The following is a 22,105-nucleotide window of genomic DNA, read 5'->3' on the forward strand; positions in this document are numbered from 1 at the left end:
AGTGACGTATGCGCATTCATATATTAGGAATTTGTGGCACGTTTATGGGCGGTCTGGCGATTCTGGCGCGTCAGTTGGGCCATGAAGTAACGGGGTCGGACGCCAATGTGTATCCGCCGATGAGCACCTTACTTGAGAAGCAAGGCATTGAACTGATTCAGGGTTATGATGCCAACCAGCTCGATCCTCAGCCAGATCTGGTGATTATTGGCAACGCCATGACCCGTGGAAATCCGTGTGTGGAAGCGGTACTGGAAAAAAACATTCCATATATGTCAGGTCCGCAGTGGTTGCACGATTTTGTGCTGCGCGACCGCTGGGTGCTGGCCGTTGCCGGTACACACGGTAAAACCACCACGGCGGGAATGGCGACCTGGATTCTGGAACAGTGCGGCTATAAACCAGGTTTTGTGATCGGTGGAGTACCGGGGAACTTTGACGTTTCTGCACGCCTGGGCGAAAGCGACTTCTTTGTTATCGAAGCAGACGAGTATGACTGCGCCTTCTTCGACAAACGCTCTAAGTTTGTTCATTACTGCCCGCGAACGCTGATCCTCAATAACCTTGAGTTCGACCACGCCGATATCTTCGACGACCTGAAAGCGATTCAGAAACAATTCCACCATCTGGTGCGTATTGTTCCTGGTCAGGGGCGTATTATCTGGCCGGAAAACGACATCAACCTGAAACAAACCCTGGCGATGGGCTGCTGGAGTGAACAGGAGCTGGTGGGCGAGCAAGGTCACTGGCAGGCGAAAAAGCTGACCACTGACGCTTCCGAATGGGAAGTCTTGCTGGATGGCGAAAAAGTGGGCGAAGTGAAATGGTCGCTGGTGGGCGAACATAATATGCACAATGGTCTGATGGCGATTGCTGCGGCCCGTCATGTTGGCATCGCACCGGCTGATGCTGCTAACGCGCTGGGATTGTTTATCAATGCCCGTCGCCGCCTGGAACTGCGTGGCGAAGCTAACGGCGTGACGGTGTATGACGATTTTGCCCATCACCCAACGGCAATTCTGGCAACGCTGGCGGCGCTGCGCGGCAAAGTTGGCGGTACGGCGCGTATTATTGCCGTGCTTGAGCCGCGTTCCAACACCATGAAGATGGGAGTCTGCAAAGATGATTTGGCACCGTCACTAGGTCGTGCCGATGAAGTCTTCCTGCTGCAACCGTCACATATTCCGTGGCAGGTAGCAGAAGTGGCAGAAGCATGTATTCAGCCTGCGCACTGGAGTGGAGATGTTGATGCGCTGGCAGAAATGGTGGTGAAAACCGCTCAGCCTGGCGACCATATTCTGGTGATGAGCAACGGCGGTTTTGGTGGGATCCATCAGAAACTGCTGGATGGTCTGGCGAAGAAAGCGGAAGTTGCGCAGCAATCCTGAGACGTTTTATCAGGCCTACAGGGGCAACGTGCTTTTGTAGGCCGGATAAGGCGTTCATGCCGCATCCGGCATTTGAGCATAGCGCCTGATGCGACGCTTGACGCGTCTTATCAGGCCTACAGATCTGGCGGTGCTCTGCATCCGGCAAACCCTACTCACATCAACAACGAAAATTACCCTTCGTTCTCTGCCAGCTCGCGCAGATACTGGAAAATCTGGCGTGCGGATTTCGGCGGCTTATTCCCTTCTTTCTCTTTCTTCGCGTTGCGGATCAGAGTTCGCAGCTGCTGACGATCGGCATCTGGCCACAGATTCAATACTTCAGCGATAGCATCATCCCCTTGATCGATCAGACGATCGCGCAGGTTTTCCAGTTTATGGAACAACACCACCTGCTGGTTGTGGCGGTTTTTCAGCTTATCCAGCGCCTGACGGATAGGCTCTACATCGCGTTGGCGCAGCATCTTACCAATGAGCTGCAACTGGCGGCGGCGACCTTCCATCTTAATACGCTGGGCTAACTCAATAGCCGCACGCAGATCCGCATCTAACGGGATCTTATCCAGCGCGTTTTTCCCCAGATCAACAATTTCTGCGCCCAGGCGTTTTAGCTCCTCGGCGTCACGTTTAATTTCACTTTTACTGACCCAGATAATTTCATCGTCTTCGTCTTCGATATCATCACCGGGAACGTCGTCGAGCCAGTCTTCGGGCTGCTTAGTCATGTCAGGCTCCTTAAAAAAAGAGGCTAATGTTACCAGTTAAGATGCGCACTGAAAAACGGTTCTCTGTTAGACTTCAGAGAAACTCTCTACATTATGGCACTTGCAATGAAAGTAATCTCTCAAGTTGAAGCGCAGCGCAAGATTCTGGAAGAAGCAGTTTCGACTGCGCTGGAGTTGGCCTCAGGCAAATCGGACGGTGCGGAAGTTGCCGTCAGCAAGACCACCGGCATTAGCGTTAGCACGCGCTATGGTGAAGTGGAGAATGTCGAATTCAATAGTGATGGCGCGCTGGGGATCACCGTTTATCACCAGAACCGCAAAGGTAGCGCATCATCCACCGATTTAAGCCCGCAGGCTATTGCCCGCACCGTACAGGCGGCGCTGGATATTGCGCGTTACACTTCGCCAGATCCGTATGCAGGCGTGGCAGACAAAGAACTGCTGGCTTTCGACGCGCCGGATCTTGACTTGTTCCACCCCGCAGAAGTTTCTCCGGACGAAGCCATTGAACTGGCGGCCCGTGCTGAACAGGCGGCATTACAGGCGGATAAACGCATTACCAATACCGAAGGTGGCAGCTTTAACAGCCACTACGGTGTCAAAGTTTTTGGCAACAGCCACGGCATGTTGCAGGGTTACTGCTCTACGCGTCATTCGCTCTCCAGCTGTGTAATTGCCGAAGAAAATGGCGATATGGAGCGTGATTATGCCTACACCATTGGCCGCGCGATGAGCGATCTACAAACGCCAGAGTGGGTCGGGGCCGACTGCGCCCGCCGTACTTTATCGCGTCTGTCACCGCGTAAACTCTCCACCATGAAAGCGCCGGTAATTTTTGCCAATGAAGTTGCCACGGGGCTGTTTGGTCATTTGGTTGGCGCGATTGCCGGTGGTGCGGTTTACCGTAAATCCACCTTCCTGCTCGACTCGCTGGGTAAACAAATTCTGCCAGACTGGCTGACCATTGAAGAGCATCCGCATCTGCTGAAAGGGCTGGCATCTACGCCATTCGACAGCGAAGGTGTTCGTACCGAACGTCGTGACATTATTAAAGATGGCATCCTGACTCAGTGGCTGCTGACCAGCTACTCGGCGCGCAAACTGGGGCTGAAAAGCACCGGACATGCGGGCGGTATTCACAACTGGCGCATTGCCGGACAAGGTCTAAGCTTCGAGCAGATGCTCAAAGAGATGGGCACTGGGCTGGTGGTGACGGAATTGATGGGCCAGGGCGTGAGTGCAATTACCGGTGATTATTCCCGTGGTGCGGCGGGCTTCTGGGTAGAAAACGGCGAAATTCAGTATCCGGTTAGCGAAATCACCATCGCAGGTAATTTAAAAGATATGTGGCGCAATATTGTCACCGTCGGTAACGATATTGAAACACGCAGTAATATACAGTGTGGTTCTGTGCTGTTGCCGGAGATGAAAATCGCCGGACAGTAAAAAAACTGGCGCGACCTGCCGCGCTATAAACTAAAAAATTACACAAAATCATTCGCACTGCATCGAGACGGAAAGTGAATGAGGGCCGGGGAGCGTACTCGTAGTACGTGACTCGGGCGAATGAGCTTAGCCGTCGATGAGGCAGTGTGAAGGATGAAGTGTAAATAAAAAAGGAAGTGAGCAATGCGTAAAAGCCTGTTAGCTATTCTTGCAGTCTCCTCGTTGGTATTCAGTTCGGTGTCGTTTGCCGCTGAGCTGGAAGACAATATGGAAACCCTCAACGACAATTTAAAAGTGGTCGAAAAAGCGGATAACGCGGTGCAAGTCAAAGACGCGTTAACCAAAATGCGTGCCGCGGCGCTGGATGCGCAAAAAGCAACGCCGCCGAAGCTGGAAGGAAAATCGCCAGACAGCCCGGAAATGAAAGACTTCCGCCACGGTTTCGACATTCTGGTTGGCCAGATTGACGACGCGCTGAAGCTGGCTAATGAAGGTAAAGTAAAAGAAGCGCAGGCCGCCGCAGAGCAACTGAAAACGACCCGCAATTCATATCACAAGAAGTATCGTTAATTCCTCATTGGGCGGTGAAACGTCGCCGCCCAATGCTCTCCTCTCACTTCGTAAAATCACCGCCAAATCTCTCTTCACTACGGCATATTTCTGCGTGTCGCCGCCATTTTTGCGAGGCGTTTTCCAGAAATGAATGTAATGCATATATAATGCTATAATGCATTACACTTTTCATAATTACCGGAGGCATAATGGCCACACTTAACGTCCGCCTGGATGACAAACTGAAAAATGAGGCTTATGCGGTGCTGGAAAAATTAAATATCACGCCTACCGAAGCCGTACGGCTGCTGTTTCAGTACGTTGCGGAAAATGGGCGAATGCCGGTAAAAACGCTCACTGTCAGTGATAGTGAAGAAGCCTTGTTACGCACTGTCAGGGAACGACTGGCCAACCCACAAGAGGCCATTAAGGTCCGACTGGATGAACTATGAGCTGGCCTTTGATCCGCGAGCGCTGAAAGAGTGGCAAAAACTGGGCGTGACAGTCCGGGAACAATTTAAAAAAAAGCTTGAGGATGTGCTGAAAAGACCGCGCAATCCATCGGCTAAACTGCGGGATTTACCGGACAGCTACAAAATTAAGCTTCGCACTCTGGGATATCGCCTGGTTTATCAGGTTAACGATAAAGAGTTGCTCGTGTTGGTGATAGCTATTGGTAAGAGAGAGAACTCAGCCGTTTATGAAGATGCGGATAAACGGCTGGAAGAGTGATTAACGCAAATGGTGTACCACCTGGTTGCTGCTGCCGCGCCAGATCAGGGAAGGGTCTTTTAAATCCTGCATAAATTTGCCATCAACCAGCACGTTAATCAAATCAACAACCTGCATTTGTGCAGCGTTGAGTTCGTCGAGTTTATACCCTGTCCACACCCAGATGTCTTTACCCGGACATTCGGCACGGATGCGTTGTACCAGTTTCAGAATATCCGGCACGTTTTGCGGATGCAGCGGATCGCCGCCGGAGAGGGAAATGCCCTGGCGTTTGATGCGAGTGTCGTTCAGATCGTTGATGATCTGGTCTTCCATTTCTTTGGTAAATGGCTGACCGGAATTTACCCGCCAGGTGCTTTTGTTATAGCAACCGGGGCATTCATGAACACACCCGGAGACAAACAGGGTGCAACGAGTGCCGGGGCCGTTGACGATGTCGACAGGATAGTATTGATGGAAGTTCATATTTCGCCTGGCTTATCAGTCCGCGTGTAGGCCGGATAAGGCGTTTACGCCGCATCCGGCAATCAACGCCGGATGCGACGCTTTCACATCACATCCGGCATTTGCTTAACGCAGCGTGGAGATCAACCGATCTGCCCATTTCCTAAATGTTTAACGCGGCGCTTAACTTCTTCCTGCTTGCCGGCGTTAAACGGACGCGCATCCGGACTACCTAAATATCCGCACACGCGGCGAGTTACCGACACACGGGAGGTGTCATGGTTACCACATTTCGGACAAGTGAAGCCTTTGCTGGTGCACTCAAACTCGCCGGTAAAGCCACATTCGTAGCATTCATCGATCGGCGTGTTGGTGCCGTAATACGGCACATGCTGATAGCTGTAATCCCAGACATCTTCCAGCGCCTTCAGGTTGTGCTGAATGTTTGGATACTCGCCGTAGCAAATGAAACCACCGTTCGCCAGCGGCGGGTAAGGCGCTTCAAAGTCGATCTTGTCGTACGGGTTCACCTTCTTCTCCACATCAAGGTGGAAACTGTTGGTGTAGTAACCTTTATCGGTCACGCCCGGCACCACGCCAAACTCGGCGGTATCGAGACGGCAGAAGCGGTCGCACAGGTTCTCACTCGGCGTACTGTAGAGGCTGAAACCGTAGCCGGTTTCTTCTTTCCACTGATCCACCGCCTGACGCAGACGTTCAACAATCGCAATACCTTTCGCACGCAGCTGCTCGTTGTCGTAAACATGCTCGCCGCCGAACAGCGCGTTAATGGTTTCGTGGATACCGATGTAACCCAGCGAGATAGACGCTCGACCATTTTTGAAGATTTCAGACACGTCATCGTCTGCATTCAGACGTACGCCGCAGGCACCTTCCATATAGAGGATCGGCGCTACGCGCGCTTTCACGCCTTCCAGACGGGCGATACGGGTCATCAGCGCCTTACGCGCCAGCACCAGACGTTCATCCAGCAGCTTCCAGAAGGTGGCTTCATCACCTTTCGCTTCCAGAGCAATGCGCGGCAGGTTCAGGCTGATCACGCCGAGGTTGTTACGACCATCGTGGATCTGCTCACCGTTTTCGTCTTCCCACACGCCGAGGAAGCTGCGGCAGCCCATCGGGGTTTTAAACGAACCGGTGACTTTCACTACCTGATCGTAGTTCAGGATATCCGGATACATGCGCTTGCTCGCGCACTCCAGCGCCAGTTGTTTGATGTCGTAGTTCGGATCGCCCACTTTATGGTTCAGGCCATCGCGAATTGCGAACACCAGTTTCGGGAACACGGCGGTTTTACGGTTTTTACCCAGGCCCGCGATACGGTTACGCAGGATAGATTCCTGAATCAGGCGCGATTCCCAGCTGGTACCCAGACCAAAGCCAAAGGTCACAAACGGCGTCTGACCGTTGGCGGTGTGCAGGGTATTTACTTCATATTCCAACGACTGGAATGCGTCGTAGCACTCTTTGATGGTACGAGAGTTAGCGTAACCGTCGACGTCAGGAATGCTCCACTCTTCCGCAGTTTTACGGTGCTTGTTGTAGCTGGCGGTGACAAACGGCGCCAGAACTTCGTCGATACGGTTAATGGTGGTGCCACCATAAATATGGCTGGCGACCTGAGCAATAATTTGCGCAGTTACTGCGGTAGCTGTAGAGATCGACTTCGGCGGTTCAATCTCGGCATTCCCCATCTTAAAGCCTTGCGTCAGCATGCCTTTCAGGTCGATCAACATGCAGTTGAACATTGGGAAGAACGGCGAGTAATCGAGATCGTGGTAGTGGATATCACCACGTTCATGTGCCTGCACCACGTCACGCGGCAGCAGGTGCTGACGTGCATAGTGTTTCGCAACAATCCCGGCCAGCAGGTCACGCTGGGTCGGAATGACTTTACTGTCTTTATTCGCGTTTTCATTGAGCAGCGAGGAATTAGTCTGCTCGACCAGGCCACGGATCTCCTGGTTCAGACGACCGCGTTTTTCACGTTCAATGTCGCGATCGTGACGGTACTCAATATATGCACGGGCCAGTTGTTTGTACGGGCCAGACATCAGTTGGTTTTCAACAGCGGTCTGGATTTCGTTGATATCTACCTGGTTACGTCCCTGCATTTGCTCGCTGACGATAGCGGCAACAGTGGCACAATAATCTGCATCATCGACTTCCGCTGCTTTAGCTGCACGCAGAATAGCTTCTTTGATGCGCTCTGATTTAAACGGCACTTTGCAGCCGTCTCGTTTCATCACATGCGGTGTCATGATCGCTCCATATTTTTAAGAACAGGTTATCCACAGAAAGTTGGGAAGTGCGCCCCGGTTTATTCAGCTCTTGTTACGGGGATTTACTGCAATCCCAATTCGCTTTATCCACAATTGTGTCGGCTTCGTTGACGTGTATCTTGTTGCAAGTTTAGACGATGGATACAACATATTGGGTTGAGATGCATTTTAAAGTCTATATATAGTGCTTTGCATTAAGGATGTTTGCGTTTTTTTTGATTTAGCTCAAAGTAAAAAGCAGAGAGTACGGATGGCGGGCGCTAGAGCGATGTGTAAATTTTTTGATGATTTTCTGGTTATAAAATCAACAAAAACAATATACTACCCGGTAAGTCCCCGGAAATACTCGCTTTAGCATGGTCTGGAGAAGGATTATCTCTGAAACCACCAGACAACCTCAAAAGACCGTAATGTCGTGGCACAGAGTTGTGGTTAGGTTTCTTCAAAGCTATACATCAGAAGCTGCCAGTAGTGTTCTGAACACTCTTTGGATAAATCTGGTAGAAGGTAACTCTCAGGAAAGGGCTGCTGGGATGACGATTTGTTGAGGTTCGCTGCGTCCGGTTACCTGGTCGATCAACTGGCTGGCAGCCTGACGTCCGGCTTCGGCGTAGCCTGGATCAACGGTGACGATCTCCGGATGGAGAAACTTCATTAACGGCGTATTACCAACGCTCGCCAGTTGCAGGGTGTCGATGTGTTGCTCTTGCAGGTACTTACATGCCCCGAGCGCCAGCGTGTCGGTTGCGCACAGCAACGCAGTGGTTTCTGGCGTAATCACTTTTGCCACGTTCTCGTAACCTTGCTTCATGGCCAGGCCGGGCAGGGCGGCGACGGGATGTAGTTTATGTGCTTTGCAGAATGCCAGATAAGCCTCATGACGCCGCTTACCAGTGGTAATGTCGCTGTGCGGTACGCCAAGATAACTAATATTGCGATGCCCCCGATCGTAGAGGCATTGCATCAGAATCTTAATCGCCCCTTCGTCGTCATAACAGACCGAAGCAAAACCTTTTGCGTCATGCGCCAGCAGTACCAGAGATGATTGCCAGTGAGCTAACATTTCTTCCGTTATGCCGGTAAAACCGAACAGCACCACTCCGTCAATATTGCGACGTTTCAGAACGCCTAAATGTTCAGTAACCAGCTGTGGCGAAAACTGGCTTTCCATCATGATCGGATCGTAACCCTGTTCATAGAATGCCGGCAGCATCGTCTGAACGGCGAGATTTTCTGATAACGAATCCAGACGGGTGACGATAATAGCAACCACTTTATCGCTTTGCCCACGCATAGCACGCGCGGATCGGGAAGGGGAAAATCTATGCTGATTCATCACTGCTTCCACGCGCTCGCGCGTGTGCTGACTCACGCCACTTTCGTTATTCAGCACTCGGGAAACCGTGGATTTCCCCACGCCGCTTAAACGAGCAATGTCTTTGATGGTCAGCCGATTTTGCATCCTGTTGTCCCGTAATTTGCGTTTAATTATTTGAGCCTAACTTTACCCACGCATTCAGCAATGGGTAAAGTCTGGTTTATCGTTGGTTTAGTTGCTTGCAGATATTATATCGGCATAAATGCTACGAATATTATTGGATTCTCCTTATTATTTGCGGCGCTTTTTTCACTTACCGGAGGTTATATGGAACCTGATCCCACGCCTCTCCCTCGACGGAGATTAAAACTTTTCCGGTAAGCCTGTCTTTTCACGGCATTACCGGATGTGTAAGGCCGTGACGTTTTAACGTCCCAGCTCATGTTTATTACCTTCAGGTAAGGCTTTGCGACGCCTGAAGATATTTTCTGCACCATGCTTACAGGGTGCGGAGGGACTTCCTATGTTTAAAGAAATTTTTACCCGGCTCATTCGCCATTTACCTTCTCGTCTGGTCCATCGCGATCCGTTGCCTGGTGCGCAACAGACAGCGAATATTCCGATCCCGCCTTCCTTAAGCGCGCATTGCCTGAAAATGGCGGTGATGCCAGAAAAGGAATTATGGAAAACCTTCGGCACGCATCCAGAAGGGTTAAATCAGGCGGAAGTGGAATTAGCCCGCGAACAACACGGTGAAAATAAACTACCCGCGCAACAACCGTCGCCGTGGTGGGTACATTTGTGGGTCTGTTATCGCAACCCTTTTAATATTTTGCTCACGATCCTCGGCGGCATTTCTTACGCCACGGAAGATTTATTTGCCGCGGGCGTTATTGCGTTAATGGTCGCTATTTCTACGTTGCTGAACTTTATTCAGGAAGCGCGCTCCACCAAAGCAGCAGATGCCCTGAAAGCGATGGTCAGTAATACTGCGACGGTGCTGCGCGTAATTAACGACAAAGGCGAAAATGGCTGGCTGGAGATCCCGATCGACCAGCTGGTGCCTGGTGATATTATTAAACTGGCGGCGGGGGATATGATCCCGGCAGATTTACGTATTTTGCAGGCGCGGGATCTGTTCGTCGCTCAGGCGTCATTAACCGGTGAGTCTCTGCCCGTGGAAAAAGCCGCAACCACTCGCCAGCCAGAGCACTGCAATCCGCTGGAGTGCGATACCCTGTGTTTTATGGGCACCACCGTGGTGAGCGGTACGGCACAAGCAATGGTGATTGCCACAGGTGCCAACACCTGGTTTGGTCAACTGGCGGGGCGTGTCAGCGAGCAGGAAAGCGAGCCGAATGCCTTTCAGCAAGGGATCAGCCGCGTCAGTATGCTGCTGATTCGCTTTATGCTGGTGATGGCGCCCGTAGTGCTGTTGATCAACGGTTACACCAAAGGCGACTGGTGGGAAGCGGCACTGTTCGCGCTTTCGGTAGCGGTGGGCTTAACGCCGGAAATGTTGCCGATGATTGTCACTTCGACGCTGGCGCGTGGCGCGGTAAAACTGTCGAAACAGAAAGTGATCGTCAAACATTTGGATGCCATTCAGAACTTTGGTGCAATGGATATTCTGTGCACTGATAAAACAGGCACCCTGACGCAAGATAAAATTGTGCTGGAGAATCATACCGATATCTCCGGTAAAACCAGTGAGCGCGTGCTGCATAGCGCGTGGTTGAACAGCCATTACCAGACCGGACTTAAAAACCTGCTTGATACAGCGGTGCTGGAAGGTATAGATGAAGAGTCAGCGCGCTCGCTGGCCAGTCGTTGGCAAAAAATTGATGAGATTCCGTTTGATTTTGAGCGTCGTCGGATGTCGGTGGTAGTGGCAGAAAATGCCGAACACCATCAACTGGTGTGCAAAGGCGCATTGCAGGAAATCCTCAATGTGTGTTCGCAGGTGCGTCACAATGGCGCGATTGTTCCGCTCGATGACACCATGCTGCGTAAGATTAAGCGGGTTACTGATACGCTGAATCGTCAGGGGCTGCGTGTGGTTGCGGTGGCGACGAAATACCTGTCAGCGCGTGAAGGAGATTACCAGCGGGCGGATGAGTCCGACCTGATCCTCGAAGGATATATTGCTTTCCTTGATCCGCCAAAAGAGACAACCGCTCCGGCACTGAAGGCATTAAAAGCGAGTGGAATTACCGTCAAAATCCTTACTGGCGATAGTGAGTTAGTGGCGGCGAAAGTGTGCCATGAAGTGGGACTAGATGCGGAAGAGGTGGTAATTGGTAGTGATATTGAAACGCTATCTGACGACGAACTGGCAAATCTCGCGCAGCGTACCACGTTGTTTGCCCGCCTGACGCCGATGCATAAAGAACGCATCGTGACCTTGCTAAAGCGCGAAGGGCATGTGGTTGGCTTTATGGGCGATGGTATTAATGATGCGCCCGCCTTACGCGCTGCGGATATCGGCATTTCTGTGGACGGGGCGGTAGATATTGCCCGTGAAGCGGCTGATATCATCCTGCTGGAAAAAAGCCTGATGGTACTGGAAGAGGGGGTTATTGAGGGACGCCGAACTTTTGCCAACATGCTGAAATACATCAAAATGACGGCAAGTTCTAACTTCGGTAATGTGTTCAGCGTGCTGGTGGCGAGTGCATTCTTGCCCTTCCTGCCGATGTTGCCATTGCACTTACTGATCCAGAACTTACTGTACGATGTATCGCAGGTAGCGATCCCGTTTGATAACGTTGATGACGAGCAAATTCAAAAGCCGCAGCGTTGGAATCCGGCGGATCTTGGCCGCTTTATGATCTTCTTCGGACCGATCAGCTCGATCTTCGATATTCTGACGTTTTGCCTGATGTGGTGGGTATTCCATGCCAACACGGCGGAAACGCAAACGCTGTTCCAGTCGGGCTGGTTTGTGGTGGGATTACTGTCGCAAACGCTGGTTGTGCATATGATCCGCACCCGCCGTGTGCCGTTTATTCAGAGTTGTGCGTCGTGGCCGTTAATGATCATGACCGTGATCGTGATGATTGTCGGGATCGCATTGCCGTTTTCACCGCTGGCCAGTTATCTGCAATTGCAGGCGCTGCCGTTAAGCTATTTCCCGTGGTTGATTGCGATTCTGGCAGGGTATATGACGTTAACCCAGTTGGTGAAAGGGGTTTATAGTCGTCGTTACGGCTGGCAGTAAAGAATTAACTGGGCATGGTGGCCCCGATTCAGATTGCAGACAAAGTGAGCTTGTTCATGCCGGATGCGGCGTAAACGCCTTATCCGGCCTACAAATTCAATAAATTGCAGGAATCACGTAGGCCTGATAAGCGTAGCGCATCAGGCGATTTTGCTTTTGTCATCAGACTTAATCCGGGCATGATAGCCCGGATTTCCCTCAAGATTAGCGACGAACAGCGATCGCTTCGATCTCAATCTTCACGTCTTTCGGCAGACGGGCAACTTCAACGCAAGAACGTGCCGGGAAGGTGGCGTTGTGTTCGGTGAAGAAGGCTTCGTAAGTGGCGTTTACGGTTGCGAAGTCGTTCAGATCTTTCACAAACACGGTGGTTTTAACGATATCGCCCACTTTCAGGCCAGCGGCTTCGACGATCGCTTTTACGTTATCCAGCGACTGACGCGCCTGTGCAGCGACGTCTGCCGGTACTTCGCCCGTTTTCGGGTTTACCGGGATCTGACCGGAAGTGATGATCATACTGCCCAGATCAACGCCCTGAACATACGGACCGATAGCTGCGGGTGCATTTTCCGTCGCGATAGTTTTGCTCATGATTTCTCCTTTATTACAGCGGTAAAAAGTCTGGCTCATTATAGGGAGCCTGACATTTATTACCAACCGCAATTAATTGGCCAGCACCACATTATGCGAAAACTCTTTTTCACAATATTTGCATTTGAGCGCAATATCATTGGCGCGTTTTCTCACGGCAAAGCTGGAAGAAACCGGTTCTGCATGGCTGATACAGTTGCTGTTCGGGCAGACCAGCACATTATCAATACGTTCCGGCAGGCTGGGGCGTGATTTGCCGACCACTTCATAGTTGTCGATACGGTTTACCGTGGCTTGCGGCGCATACAGTGCCAGTTGGTCTACTTGATCTTCATTTAAAAAGGTATTTTCGATTTTGATCAGATCCTTGCGGCCCATCTCGCCGGAAGGTAGGTTCAGACCGATGGTGATGCGCTGATCGGTTTCTGTTAACTTGAACAAGCTCAACAGCTTAAAACCGATCTGGGCGGGGATATGGTCAATTACCGTGCCGCGTTTAATAGCTTCAACCTGCAATTTATTATCGTGTGTCATCTCTATTTCCCCTTACAGTACCAGATCGCGATTCAGAACCAGTGCCAGTAACGCCTGGCGAGCGAAAATCCCATTGCCTGCTTGCTGGAAGTACCAGGCGTGCGGCGTTTTATCGACATCCGTCGCAATTTCATCAATACGCGGCAGCGGATGCAGCACTTTCATATTGGCTTTGGCGTTGTGGAGATCGCTGGCGCGCAGGACAAACTGCGCTTTTACGTTGGCGTATTCGGACGGGTCCAGACGCTCTTTTTGCACGCGAGTCATATACAGAATGTCCACTTCCGCCATCACTTCTTCAATGGAGCTATGCAGACTCCAGGCGATACCTTTTTCATCGAGCATATCCAGAATGTACTGCGGCATTGCCAGCGCATCCGGGGCGATGAAGTAAAAACGGTTGCCGTCGAACTTCGCCAGCGCCTGGGTCAGGGAGTGAACGGTGCGGCCATATTTCAGGTCGCCAACCATTGCGACGCGAAGATTGTCGAGACGTCCCTGGGTTTCCTGAATGGTGAACAGATCCAGCAAGGTTTGCGTCGGATGTTGGTTGGAGCCATCACCAGCATTCAGTACCGGCACATTGCCGGAAAATTCGGTTGCCAGGCGTGCCGCACCTTCCTGTGGATGGCGCATCACAATCGCATCGACGTAAGTGCTGATAACCGAGATGGTATCAGCCAGCGTTTCCCCTTTTTTTCCCAGTGAGGTGTTTGCGCTGTCAGAGAATCCCACCACACTAGCGCCCAGGCGGTGCATCGAGGTTTCGAAAGAGAGGCGAGTGCGGGTTGATGCTTCGAAGAAGCAACTGGCAATCACTTTATGTTTCAACAGTTCTGGTTGCGGGTTCGCTTTCAGTTTCGCCGCTGTCGCCAGCACCAGATTAAGGTCATCGCGACTAAGGTCGTTTATGGAAATGATATGTTTTTGATATAGCGGATTAGCCATCTTTTATCTCCTGACGCCTGGGCAAAAAAAAGCCCCTCGATTGAGGGGCTGGGAATAGGTGAACAACGGGAAGAAAAACGGCAGGCCAGCGTCTTTTTTCAGACGCGGTAAGACAAAATGTCGAACACACTGAACCATACATCCTCCCGGCAAATTGTCCGGCATTATACTCAGCCAGAAAGTGGGATCAAGCGATTGATGCAAAAAATTACGCAGGTAAACGATTGTAGTGAATTTATATGCTTTAAAATTGAGTTTTTAACAATGCTTGTTTTTGTGGCAAGCGGGCAGGAAAACATGCTTTGGCGCAATCGGACAGCAAAAAATGCTGGTATGGCAGTAAGGAATTACGTATAACGAGAGAAATGAAACATTGTTTTAATTGAGGAATGAAAAAGATGATCATCGGAAATATTCATAATCTCCAGCCGTGGTTGCCAGAAGAGTTACGCCAGGCCATTGAACATATCAAAATGCACGTTACGGCAGAAACGCCAAAAGGTAAGCATGATATCGAAGGCAACCGTCTGTTTTATCTTATCTCTGAAGATATGACTGAGCCGTATGAAGCGCGTCGCGCGGAGTATCATGCCCGCTATCTCGACATCCAGATTGTGTTAAAAGGGCAGGAAGGAATGACTTTTAGTACACAGCCTGCGGGTACGCCGGATACTGACTGGTTAGCTGATAAAGACATCGCCTTTTTGCCTGAAGGTATTGAAGAGAAAACAGTTATCCTTAATGAAGGCGATTTTGTTGTGTTTTATCCGGGTGAAGTGCACAAACCGCTGTGCGCAGTGGGTGAGCCTGCTCAGGTTCGCAAAGCGGTTGTTAAGATGCTGATGGCTTAAGCGAGTACCTGCCGGTGGCGACGTGAAGCCGCCTCCGGTACTGAAATTATTTGGCAAGCGTCGCGACCATTACCGCTTTGATAGTATGCATACGGTTTTCCGCCTGATCAAAAACAATGCTGGCGGGAGATTCGAAAACCTCGTCCGTTACTTCCATCCCACCATGTAGGCCAAATTCTTCAGCCATCTTTTTGCCAAGCGTTGTTTGGTCATCATGAAACGCGGGCAGGCAGTGGAGGAATTTGACCTCCGGGTTACCAGTTAACTGCATCATCTTGCTATTCACCTGATAATCACGCAGCAATGCAATCCGTTCAGCCCATTTCTCTTTTGCTTCACCCATCGACACCCATACATCGGTATAGATAAAGTCAGCACCTTTAACGCCAGTCGCGACATCTTCTGTTAGAGTAATATTCCCGCCATTTTGTTGTGCCAGGGCGCGGCATTCCGTAACCAGCGAAGATTCCGGCCAGCATGCCTGTGGCGCCACCAGACGCAAATCCAGACCAGTAAGCGCCGCAGCTTCGAGCATCGAATTGCCCATGTTATTGCGGGCATCTCCGGCGTAGACCAGCGTCATCTCATTAAACGCTTTACCCGGTAAATGTTCTTGCATGGTCAGCAGATCTGCCAGCAGTTGCGTGGGGTGGAACTCATTGGTCAGCCCATTCCATACCGGGACGCCAGCGTATTCCGCCAGTGTTTCGACAATCTCCTGACCATAGCCGCGATACTGAATACCGTCATACATGCGGCCAAGCACGCGGGCGGTATCTTTAATTGACTCTTTATGGCCAATCTGGCTGCCGCTTGGGCCGAGATAAGTGACGCGAGCGCCCTGGTCATATGCGGCAACTTCGAAAGAGCATCGGGTACGAGTCGAGTCTTTTTCGAAGATGAGCGCGATGTTTTTACCAGTGAGTCTGGCTTCTTCTTTACCGCTTTTTTTATCTGCTTTTAGTTTAGCGGCTAGCTGGAGCAAGGTGTTGAGTTCAGCTGGCGTGAAATCAAGTAATTTCAGGAAATGCTTATGATAAAACCCGGACATAGATCCCTCCTGTGGCTTACGCCATAATGAATTAAAATTCAATTTATATGTATGAATATTCATTTGCAAGCCTAAAGCATAAAACTTTGTCACAAAGGTGGAGGCAATGTCAGTGGTGTGTGACAATAAGAGTATCAGCAGGACATTAAGAGGAATAAGTCATGGCAAACCCGGAACAACTCGAAGAACAGCGTGAAGAAACACGTTTGATTATTGAAGAATTACTGGAAGATGGCAGCGATCCGGACGCGCTGTACACCATCGAACATCACCTTTCCGCAGACGATCTGGAAACCCTGGAAAAAGCAGCGGTTGAAGCGTTTAAACTCGGCTACGAAGTGACCGATCCGGAAGAGCTGGAAGTGGAAGATGGCGATATCGTAATTTGCTGTGACATCCTCAGCGAATGCGCGTTGAATGCCGATCTGATCGATGCCCAGGTTGAGCAATTGATGAACCTGGCAGAGAAATTCGACGTTGAATACGACGGTTGGGGGACTTATTTTGAAGATCCTAACGGCGAAGATGGCGACGATGAAGATTATGTCGACGAAGACGATGACGGTGTTCGCCATTAATTAATTGATTAAAATGCCCGATAGCACACACTAGCGGGCATTTTTTTAGAGTTCGCGCAACATCCGCACTTCACAATCAACATGGCCCGTGCAGCCAAGTGCATAGTCGATATGTTGAAAACCTAAATGTTCATACAAACCAATCGCTTCTTTCAAAAAAGCGGTCGTTTCCAGATAGCAGCGTTTGAAGCCCATTTCTCGTGCCTGCTCCATCGCCATTAAGGCCAGTTTTTTCGCCAGCCCTTTGCCGCGAATAGCAGGAAGAAAATACATTTTCTGCAGTTCGCAAATGTCCGATTCACTACCTGCTAATGGCGCAATCCCGCCGCCGCCCACCACTTCGCCATTGTGTTCAACTACCCAATAGGCATGACCGGGCTGACTATACACTTGATACAATTCGTCGAGATTGGGATCGGCGACGGTATAGCCTTTATCAGCGGTAAGACCGTACTCTGCGGACACCTGGCGGATGACGCTGGCAATGGCGGGATTATCGGCGGCGGTAATTTTGCGCAAACGGAGCGCGGGCGAAACGACAACATTCATAGCATAGCTCAATTTCAAATGTATGATTTATAGTTCCCTTTAATACCACCCTCGCTTTGGTGGTGCAAGAAGAAGATAAATCAGAAAATATTAAGCATATATCGTTTAGATAAAGCGTATTCTAGATGGTCCAGTATCAATTGACTGGAATTATTATCTATATGAATGGAATTTATTTTAGGGATATAGTTCATGAATGGTGTAAACGTCGGGAAAGATAATCCTCGTCACGCATTTGTTTTTACAGGCAAGGGTGGTGAGTATTTTCTTATTTGTCTTGTGAATTTTTTACTGACAATTATTACTCTGGGAATATATGGGCCGTGGGCATTAGTGAAATGCCGTCGTTATATTTATCAACATGTGACACTCAAGGGGCAACCATTTAGTTATAAGGGAACAGGTGGTGCCATTTTTGTTAGCATGTTACTTATTGTGGCGGTTTATCTTCTCAGTATTTCTTGTTTTGCAGGCCAACACTTTGCGCTCGGTTTATTCCTGTTTGCTCTCTTGATCTGCGGTATTCCTTGCATGGCAGTGAAGAGTCTGCAGTATCAGGCAAACATGACCTCGCTGAATGGCATTCGCTTTGGCTTTAACTGCTCAATGCTCCGTGCATGGTGGGTTATGTTAGGTCTGCCTGTTCTGTTGGCGTTAGCTTTTTGGTTCGTACTGTACCTTATTGCGCAAGTGACGACATCGATAGGTGGGTTATTCTTTAACTTAGTGGTCTTAAGTTTGCTTTCCGTCATCGGACTGGGTGTTATCAACGGTATTACCTATAGCAAGTGGATGCCATTACTGGGTAATAACGCGACTTTTGGTGTCCATCAATTTTCCATTAAGGTCAACGTAAAAGAGTGCATTAAAGGCTGTATGCTCGCAATATTAACTATGGTTCCTTTCATCATTGTGATTGGTATTATGATTGCGCCAGTATTTCAGCAGTTAATGATGATGACCATGTTGGGTAGGTCTGATGCGGGAAGTGAGCTTGTATTACAATATTACCCGCAGATTACGGCTTCTTATTTCCTGTATTTTGTCGCGATTCTTGTTTTTGCCAGTTATCTCTATGTCACGTTACGCAATCTGTTTTTGAATAACCTGACGCTGGCAAATGGCACTATTCGTTTTCATTCATCTGTTACCGCGATCGGTATGCTTCTGCGCATGTTGGCGGTATTAATGGGGTCCTCAATTACCTGTGGTCTGGCTTATCCCTGGCTGAAAATGTGGATGGTTAGCTGGATTGCTAACAATACCCATGTCCAGGGCGACCTTGATTCGCTGGAGTTAACCAATGATGACAAACCGCAGGATAGCGGTCCGTTAATGTGGATATCTCGCGGTATTATGCCGTATGTTCCGTTTATCTAAATAAAAAGGCCGGAGCATGCTCCGGCCTTCGTTTTCTTCACTGTGTTGATTACAGCGCGGCGATAACTGCCTGCTGTTCAATCAGCTTCGCTTTCGCTTCCGCATAGCCTTCCAGCTTCTCACGCTCTTTCGCGATGACCGCTTCCGGTGCGCGCGCTACAAAGCCTTCGTTCGCCAGCTTGTTCTCGATGCGGCTGATTTCACCTTCAATCTTCGCCACTTCTTTCGCCAGACGCGCCAGCTCATCTTCTTTGTTAATGAGGCCAGCCATCGGGATCAGCAGCTCTGCACCGTCGACGATCTTGGTAACGGACACCGGACCTTTGTCATCGGCTGGCAGCACGGTGATGCTTTCCAGACGCGCCAGCGTTTGCAGGAAGCCACGGTTTTCATTTACGCGACGTTCTGCATCCGCGCTGCAACCACGCAGTAGCAGCTCCAGCGGTTTGCCCGGGGCGATGTTCATTTCTGCACGGATGTTACGTACCGCCACGATCGCCTGCTTCAGCCACTCGGTGTCGGCCAGTGCTGCTTCATCGACCTGAGACGCATCGTACTGCGGGAACGGCTGCAGCATGATGGTGTCGGCAGTGATACCGCAAAGTACTTTCACACGCTGCCAGATGGTTTCGGTGATGAACGGAATGATCGGATGCGCGAGGCGCAGCAGACCTTCCAGCACGGTCACCAGCGAATGGCGAGTACCGCGCAGTTCGGCTTCGGTGCCACCGTTCATTACCGGCTTGGTCAGCTCCAGATACCAGTCACAGAACTGATTCCAGGTGAACTCATACAGAATGCCTGCGGCGATATCGAAGCGGAAGCTGTCCAGCGCTTCGCGGTACGCTTTGATGGTCTGGTTGAACTCCGCCAGAATCCAGCGGTCCGCCAGCGACAGTGTCATTTCGCCGCCGTTAAAGCCGCAATCCTGACCTTCTGTGTTCATCAGCACAAAGCGGCTGGCGTTCCACAGCTTGTTACAGAAGTTACGGTAACCTTCCAGGCGCTTCATATCCCAGTTGATGTCACGACCGGTAGAAGCCAGCGCCGCCAGGGTGAAGCGCAGCGCGTCAGTACCGTGCGGCTCAATGCCGTTCGGGAACTGCTTCTCGGTGCGCTTACGGATTTTGTCCGCCAGCTGCGGCTGCATCATATTACCGGTACGTTTTTCCAGCAGTTCTGGCAGCGAAATACCGTCAACCATATCCAGCGGGTCAATAACGTTACCCTTGGATTTGGACATCTTCTGACCTTCGTCATCACGAATCAGACCAGTCATGTAAACGGTGTGGAACGGCACCTGCGGTTTGCCATTTTCATCTTTGATGAAGTGCATGGTCATCATGATCATGCGGGCAATCCAGAAGAAGATGATGTCGAAACCAGATACCATCACGCTGGTTGGGTGGAACTGACGCAGGGCGTCGGTGTTTTCCGGCCAGCCAAGGGTAGAGAATGTCCACAGCGCAGAAGAGAACCAGGTGTCGAGAACGTCTTCGTCCTGACGCAGGGCAACATCAGCACCGAGGTTATTTTCTTTACGCACTTCATCTTCGTTGCGGCCAACATAAACGTTACCCGCTTCGTCATACCATGCCGGGATACGATGACCCCACCACAGCTGACGAGAGATACACCAGTCCTGAATATCGCGCATCCAGGAGAAGTACATGTTTTCGTACTGCTTCGGTACGAACTGAATGTCGCCGTTCTCAACCGCTTCAACCGCCGGTTTCGCCAGTACATCGGCACGCACGTACCACTGGTCGGTCAGCATCGGTTCGATAACTACGCCGCCACGGTCGCCGTAAGGAACGGTCAGGTCGTGCGGTTTAATTTCTTCCAGCAGGCCAAGCGCGTCAACCGCAGCAACGATGGCTTTACGCGCAGCAAAACGCTCGAGTTTCTGGAACTCTGCCGGGATCTCGCTGGAATAAACGTCAGATTCGTTACCTTTGGTATCGAACACCTGGGCGCTTTCACGGATATCGCCGTCAAAGGTCAGGATGTTGATCATCGGCAGGGCGTGACGTTTACCGACTTCATAGTCGTTAAAGTCGTGCGCCGGAGTGATCTTCACGCAGCCGGTGCCTTTTTCCATGTCGGCGTGTTCGTCGCCAACGATCGGAATACGACGGTTAACCAGCGGCAGAATGACATATTTGCCAATCAGATCTTTGTAACGCGGATCTTCCGGGTTAACGGCCACGCCGGTATCGCCCAGCAGGGTTTCCGGACGGGTAGTCGCAACCACCAGATAATCTTTACCGTCTGCGGTTTTCGCGCCGTCAGCCAGCGGATAGCGGATATGCCACATCGAACCTTTCGATTCGCGGTTTTCTACTTCCAGGTCAGAAATAGCGGTACGCAGTTTCGGGTCCCAGTTTACCAGGCGCTTGCCACGGTAAATCAGGTCTTCTTTATACAGACGAACGAAAACTTCTTTCACCGCATTGGACAGACCTTCGTCCATGGTGAAGCGTTCACGCTCCCAGTCGACGGAGTTGCCGAGACGGCGCATCTGACGGGTAATGGTGCCGCCGGATTCCGCTTTCCATTCCCAGATTTTGTCGATGAAAGCTTCGCGGCCGTAATCGTGACGGGTTTTACCTTCTTCTGCGGCAATCTTGCGCTCAACGACCATCTGGGTAGCGATCCCGGCGTGGTCAGTACCGACCTGCCACAGGGTGTTTTTGCCCTGCATGCGCTGATAGCGGATCATGGTATCCATGATGGTTTGCTGGAAGGCGTGACCCATATGCAAACTGCCGGTGACGTTCGGCGGCGGGATCATGATGCAGAAACTTTCCTGGCTTTCATCGCCATTAGGCTTAAAGTAGCCCTGCTTTTCCCAGTGCTCGTAAAGCGGCTGTTCGATATCTTGTGGGTTATATGTCTTTTCCATTATTTCCAGGTTGCCGTATTCAGGTTGAAACCAGCCACGCGGTAGGCTTTATAGCGTTCGCGCGCCAGTTGTTTCAGAGAATCTTCATAAGGGACGAAGTCTACCACTTCTGTGAAAGCGGTGGCAAAATCTGCAAAGCTTGTTCGCAGACTAATCAATATATCGCGCGGGCTGCTGCTACGTTTTTGCGGCCAGGCGATCTCAACCGGCGCACCGCCGCGCGGTCCTTCTCCCGCTAAATTATGCGGAACAAAGCTTTCTGCCGGACGCGCCCACAGGGCTTCATCCAGCCGGTAAGCCTGCTTTTCATCTTCACAGGCGATGAGCACGCGCTTACCGCTGCGCCAACGTTCTGCGGCAATTTCACACACCAGCTGCTCAACGGCGCTTAAGCCATCGACGGTGGTGTCATTGTCCAGAAGGTAGAACGTTGCGTTTTTCATATATGGGGCTTCTTGTGGTGGATTTAAATATGCATCTGGTAATACACAGCATTGCCTGATGCGACGCTGCCGCGTCTTATCAGGCCTACGAGTTCAGTGCTGTGTGTCGGTCGGATAAGGCGTTCACGCCGCATCCGACAATAACAA

Annotated in this window: 22 protein-coding genes and 1 pseudogene; 11 read left to right on the forward strand and 12 right to left on the reverse strand. The window is 50.8% G+C overall.

What is annotated here, in order from left to right:
* The first annotated feature begins 8 nt into the window (after positions 1 to 8).
* Positions 9 to 1,388, forward strand: a complete 1,380-nt coding sequence (mpl, locus tag FFT88_RS09500) for a UDP-N-acetylmuramate:L-alanyl-gamma-D-glutamyl-meso-diaminopimelate ligase (RefSeq protein ID WP_130221746.1) — start codon at positions 9 to 11, stop codon at positions 1,386 to 1,388.
* A gap of 173 nt (positions 1,389 to 1,561) precedes the next feature.
* Here the strand turns inward: mpl and yjgA are convergent, their stop codons facing one another.
* Positions 1,562 to 2,113, reverse strand: coding sequence for a ribosome biogenesis factor YjgA (gene yjgA / locus FFT88_RS09505; RefSeq protein WP_000166270.1), 552 nt, complete (start codon positions 2,111 to 2,113; stop codon positions 1,562 to 1,564).
* A 93-nt stretch (positions 2,114 to 2,206) separates the two neighbouring features.
* Here yjgA and pmbA point away from each other — a divergent pair, with 93 nt between their 5' ends.
* From pmbA to FFT88_RS09525, 4 genes are all read left to right on the forward strand, one after another.
* Positions 2,207 to 3,559, forward strand: coding sequence for a metalloprotease PmbA (gene pmbA / locus FFT88_RS09510; RefSeq protein WP_001162191.1), 1,353 nt, complete (start codon positions 2,207 to 2,209; stop codon positions 3,557 to 3,559).
* Between the two features lie 183 nt (positions 3,560 to 3,742).
* On the forward strand, positions 3,743 to 4,129 hold the full coding sequence (cybC, locus tag FFT88_RS09515) for a cytochrome b562 (protein WP_135405718.1): 387 nt from the start codon (positions 3,743 to 3,745) through the stop codon (positions 4,127 to 4,129).
* A 191-nt stretch (positions 4,130 to 4,320) separates the two neighbouring features.
* On the forward strand, positions 4,321 to 4,563 hold the full coding sequence (locus FFT88_RS09520) for a type II toxin-antitoxin system RelB/DinJ family antitoxin (protein ID WP_000212715.1): 243 nt from the start codon (positions 4,321 to 4,323) through the stop codon (positions 4,561 to 4,563).
* On the forward strand, positions 4,553 to 4,843 hold the full coding sequence (locus FFT88_RS09525; protein ID WP_130257928.1) for a type II toxin-antitoxin system RelE/ParE family toxin: 291 nt from the start codon (positions 4,553 to 4,555) through the stop codon (positions 4,841 to 4,843). Before FFT88_RS09520 ends, FFT88_RS09525 begins: the two co-directional genes overlap by 11 nt.
* On the opposite strand, the gene nrdG is transcribed toward FFT88_RS09525, so the two are convergent.
* From nrdG to treR, 3 genes are all read right to left on the reverse strand, one after another.
* Positions 4,844 to 5,308, reverse strand: coding sequence for an anaerobic ribonucleoside-triphosphate reductase-activating protein (gene nrdG, locus FFT88_RS09530; protein ID WP_064530204.1), 465 nt, complete (start codon positions 5,306 to 5,308; stop codon positions 4,844 to 4,846).
* Between the two features lie 122 nt (positions 5,309 to 5,430).
* A complete protein-coding gene (gene nrdD, locus FFT88_RS09535; RefSeq protein ID WP_130216657.1) occupies positions 5,431 to 7,569 on the reverse strand; it encodes an anaerobic ribonucleoside-triphosphate reductase in 2,139 nt (712 codons plus the stop codon).
* Between the two features lie 535 nt (positions 7,570 to 8,104).
* Positions 8,105 to 9,079, reverse strand: coding sequence for a trehalose operon repressor TreR (treR, locus tag FFT88_RS09540; protein ID WP_276319998.1), 975 nt, complete (start codon positions 9,077 to 9,079; stop codon positions 8,105 to 8,107).
* Between the two features lie 156 nt (positions 9,080 to 9,235).
* Between treR and mgtL the strand changes: the two genes are divergently transcribed.
* Both mgtL and mgtA read left to right on the forward strand, forming a co-directional pair.
* Positions 9,236 to 9,289, forward strand: coding sequence for a mgtA regulatory leader peptide MgtL (gene mgtL, locus FFT88_RS09545; protein ID WP_001387276.1), 54 nt, complete (start codon positions 9,236 to 9,238; stop codon positions 9,287 to 9,289).
* Between the two features lie 142 nt (positions 9,290 to 9,431).
* Positions 9,432 to 12,128: a magnesium-translocating P-type ATPase gene (gene mgtA / locus FFT88_RS09550; protein ID WP_135405719.1), complete on the forward strand. Its 2,697-nt coding sequence runs from the start codon at positions 9,432 to 9,434 to the stop codon at positions 12,126 to 12,128.
* Positions 12,129 to 12,332: 204 nt separating this feature from the next.
* Here the strand turns inward: mgtA and FFT88_RS09555 are convergent, their stop codons facing one another.
* The 4 genes from FFT88_RS09555 to pyrL form a co-directional block, all read right to left on the reverse strand.
* Positions 12,333 to 12,719: an enamine/imine deaminase gene (locus FFT88_RS09555; protein WP_000047542.1), complete on the reverse strand. Its 387-nt coding sequence runs from the start codon at positions 12,717 to 12,719 to the stop codon at positions 12,333 to 12,335.
* 72 nt (positions 12,720 to 12,791) lie between these two features.
* Complete coding sequence (pyrI, locus tag FFT88_RS09560) at positions 12,792 to 13,253, reverse strand: aspartate carbamoyltransferase regulatory subunit (RefSeq protein WP_097748119.1); 462 nt, start codon at positions 13,251 to 13,253, stop codon at positions 12,792 to 12,794.
* Between the two features lie 12 nt (positions 13,254 to 13,265).
* Positions 13,266 to 14,201, reverse strand: a complete 936-nt coding sequence (pyrB, locus tag FFT88_RS09565) for an aspartate carbamoyltransferase (protein WP_000013052.1) — start codon at positions 14,199 to 14,201, stop codon at positions 13,266 to 13,268.
* Between the two features lie 3 nt (positions 14,202 to 14,204).
* Positions 14,205 to 14,339 (reverse strand): pyr operon leader peptide, encoded by a 135-nt coding sequence (gene pyrL / locus FFT88_RS09570; protein ID WP_032341226.1) that lies wholly within the window; start codon positions 14,337 to 14,339, stop codon positions 14,205 to 14,207.
* Between pyrL and FFT88_RS25590 the strand changes: the two are divergent.
* Positions 14,319 to 14,402 (forward strand): annotated as a pseudogene (locus FFT88_RS25590) (hypothetical protein); the annotation flags it as partial. The gene pyrL and the pseudogene FFT88_RS25590 overlap by 21 nt on opposite strands.
* A gap of 197 nt (positions 14,403 to 14,599) precedes the next feature.
* Positions 14,600 to 15,052 carry a toxin-antitoxin biofilm protein TabA gene (gene tabA, locus FFT88_RS09580; RefSeq protein ID WP_130216649.1) on the forward strand — a complete coding sequence of 151 codons (453 nt, stop codon included), beginning with the start codon at positions 14,600 to 14,602 and terminating at the stop codon, positions 15,050 to 15,052.
* A gap of 46 nt (positions 15,053 to 15,098) precedes the next feature.
* Here tabA and argF read toward each other — a convergent pair whose 3' ends face one another.
* Complete coding sequence (gene argF, locus FFT88_RS09585) at positions 15,099 to 16,103, reverse strand: ornithine carbamoyltransferase (RefSeq protein ID WP_130257925.1); 1,005 nt, start codon at positions 16,101 to 16,103, stop codon at positions 15,099 to 15,101.
* Between the two features lie 161 nt (positions 16,104 to 16,264).
* Between argF and rraB the strand changes: the two genes are divergently transcribed.
* The gene (gene rraB / locus FFT88_RS09590) at positions 16,265 to 16,681 is read left to right on the forward strand and encodes a ribonuclease E inhibitor RraB (RefSeq protein WP_000002947.1); all 417 of its coding nucleotides are present in this window, start codon (positions 16,265 to 16,267) and stop codon (positions 16,679 to 16,681) included.
* Between the two features lie 45 nt (positions 16,682 to 16,726).
* Here the strand turns inward: rraB and FFT88_RS09595 are convergent, their stop codons facing one another.
* Positions 16,727 to 17,230 carry a GNAT family N-acetyltransferase gene (locus tag FFT88_RS09595; RefSeq protein WP_135405721.1) on the reverse strand — a complete coding sequence of 168 codons (504 nt, stop codon included), beginning with the start codon at positions 17,228 to 17,230 and terminating at the stop codon, positions 16,727 to 16,729.
* Positions 17,231 to 17,422: 192 nt separating this feature from the next.
* Between FFT88_RS09595 and FFT88_RS09600 the strand changes: the two genes are divergently transcribed.
* Positions 17,423 to 18,610, forward strand: coding sequence for a DUF898 family protein (locus tag FFT88_RS09600; protein ID WP_135405722.1), 1,188 nt, complete (start codon positions 17,423 to 17,425; stop codon positions 18,608 to 18,610).
* A gap of 49 nt (positions 18,611 to 18,659) precedes the next feature.
* Here the strand turns inward: FFT88_RS09600 and valS are convergent, their stop codons facing one another.
* Positions 18,660 to 21,515: a valine--tRNA ligase gene (gene valS, locus FFT88_RS09605; RefSeq protein WP_135405723.1), complete on the reverse strand. Its 2,856-nt coding sequence runs from the start codon at positions 21,513 to 21,515 to the stop codon at positions 18,660 to 18,662.
* On the reverse strand, positions 21,515 to 21,958 hold the full coding sequence (holC, locus tag FFT88_RS09610; RefSeq protein ID WP_000786399.1) for a DNA polymerase III subunit chi: 444 nt from the start codon (positions 21,956 to 21,958) through the stop codon (positions 21,515 to 21,517). The genes valS and holC overlap by 1 nt, the downstream gene beginning before the upstream one ends.
* Between the last annotated feature and the right edge of the window lie 147 nt (positions 21,959 to 22,105).

The organism is Escherichia sp. E4930, from assembly GCF_005845405.1.
Classification (GTDB): Bacteria; Pseudomonadota; Gammaproteobacteria; order Enterobacterales; family Enterobacteriaceae; genus Escherichia.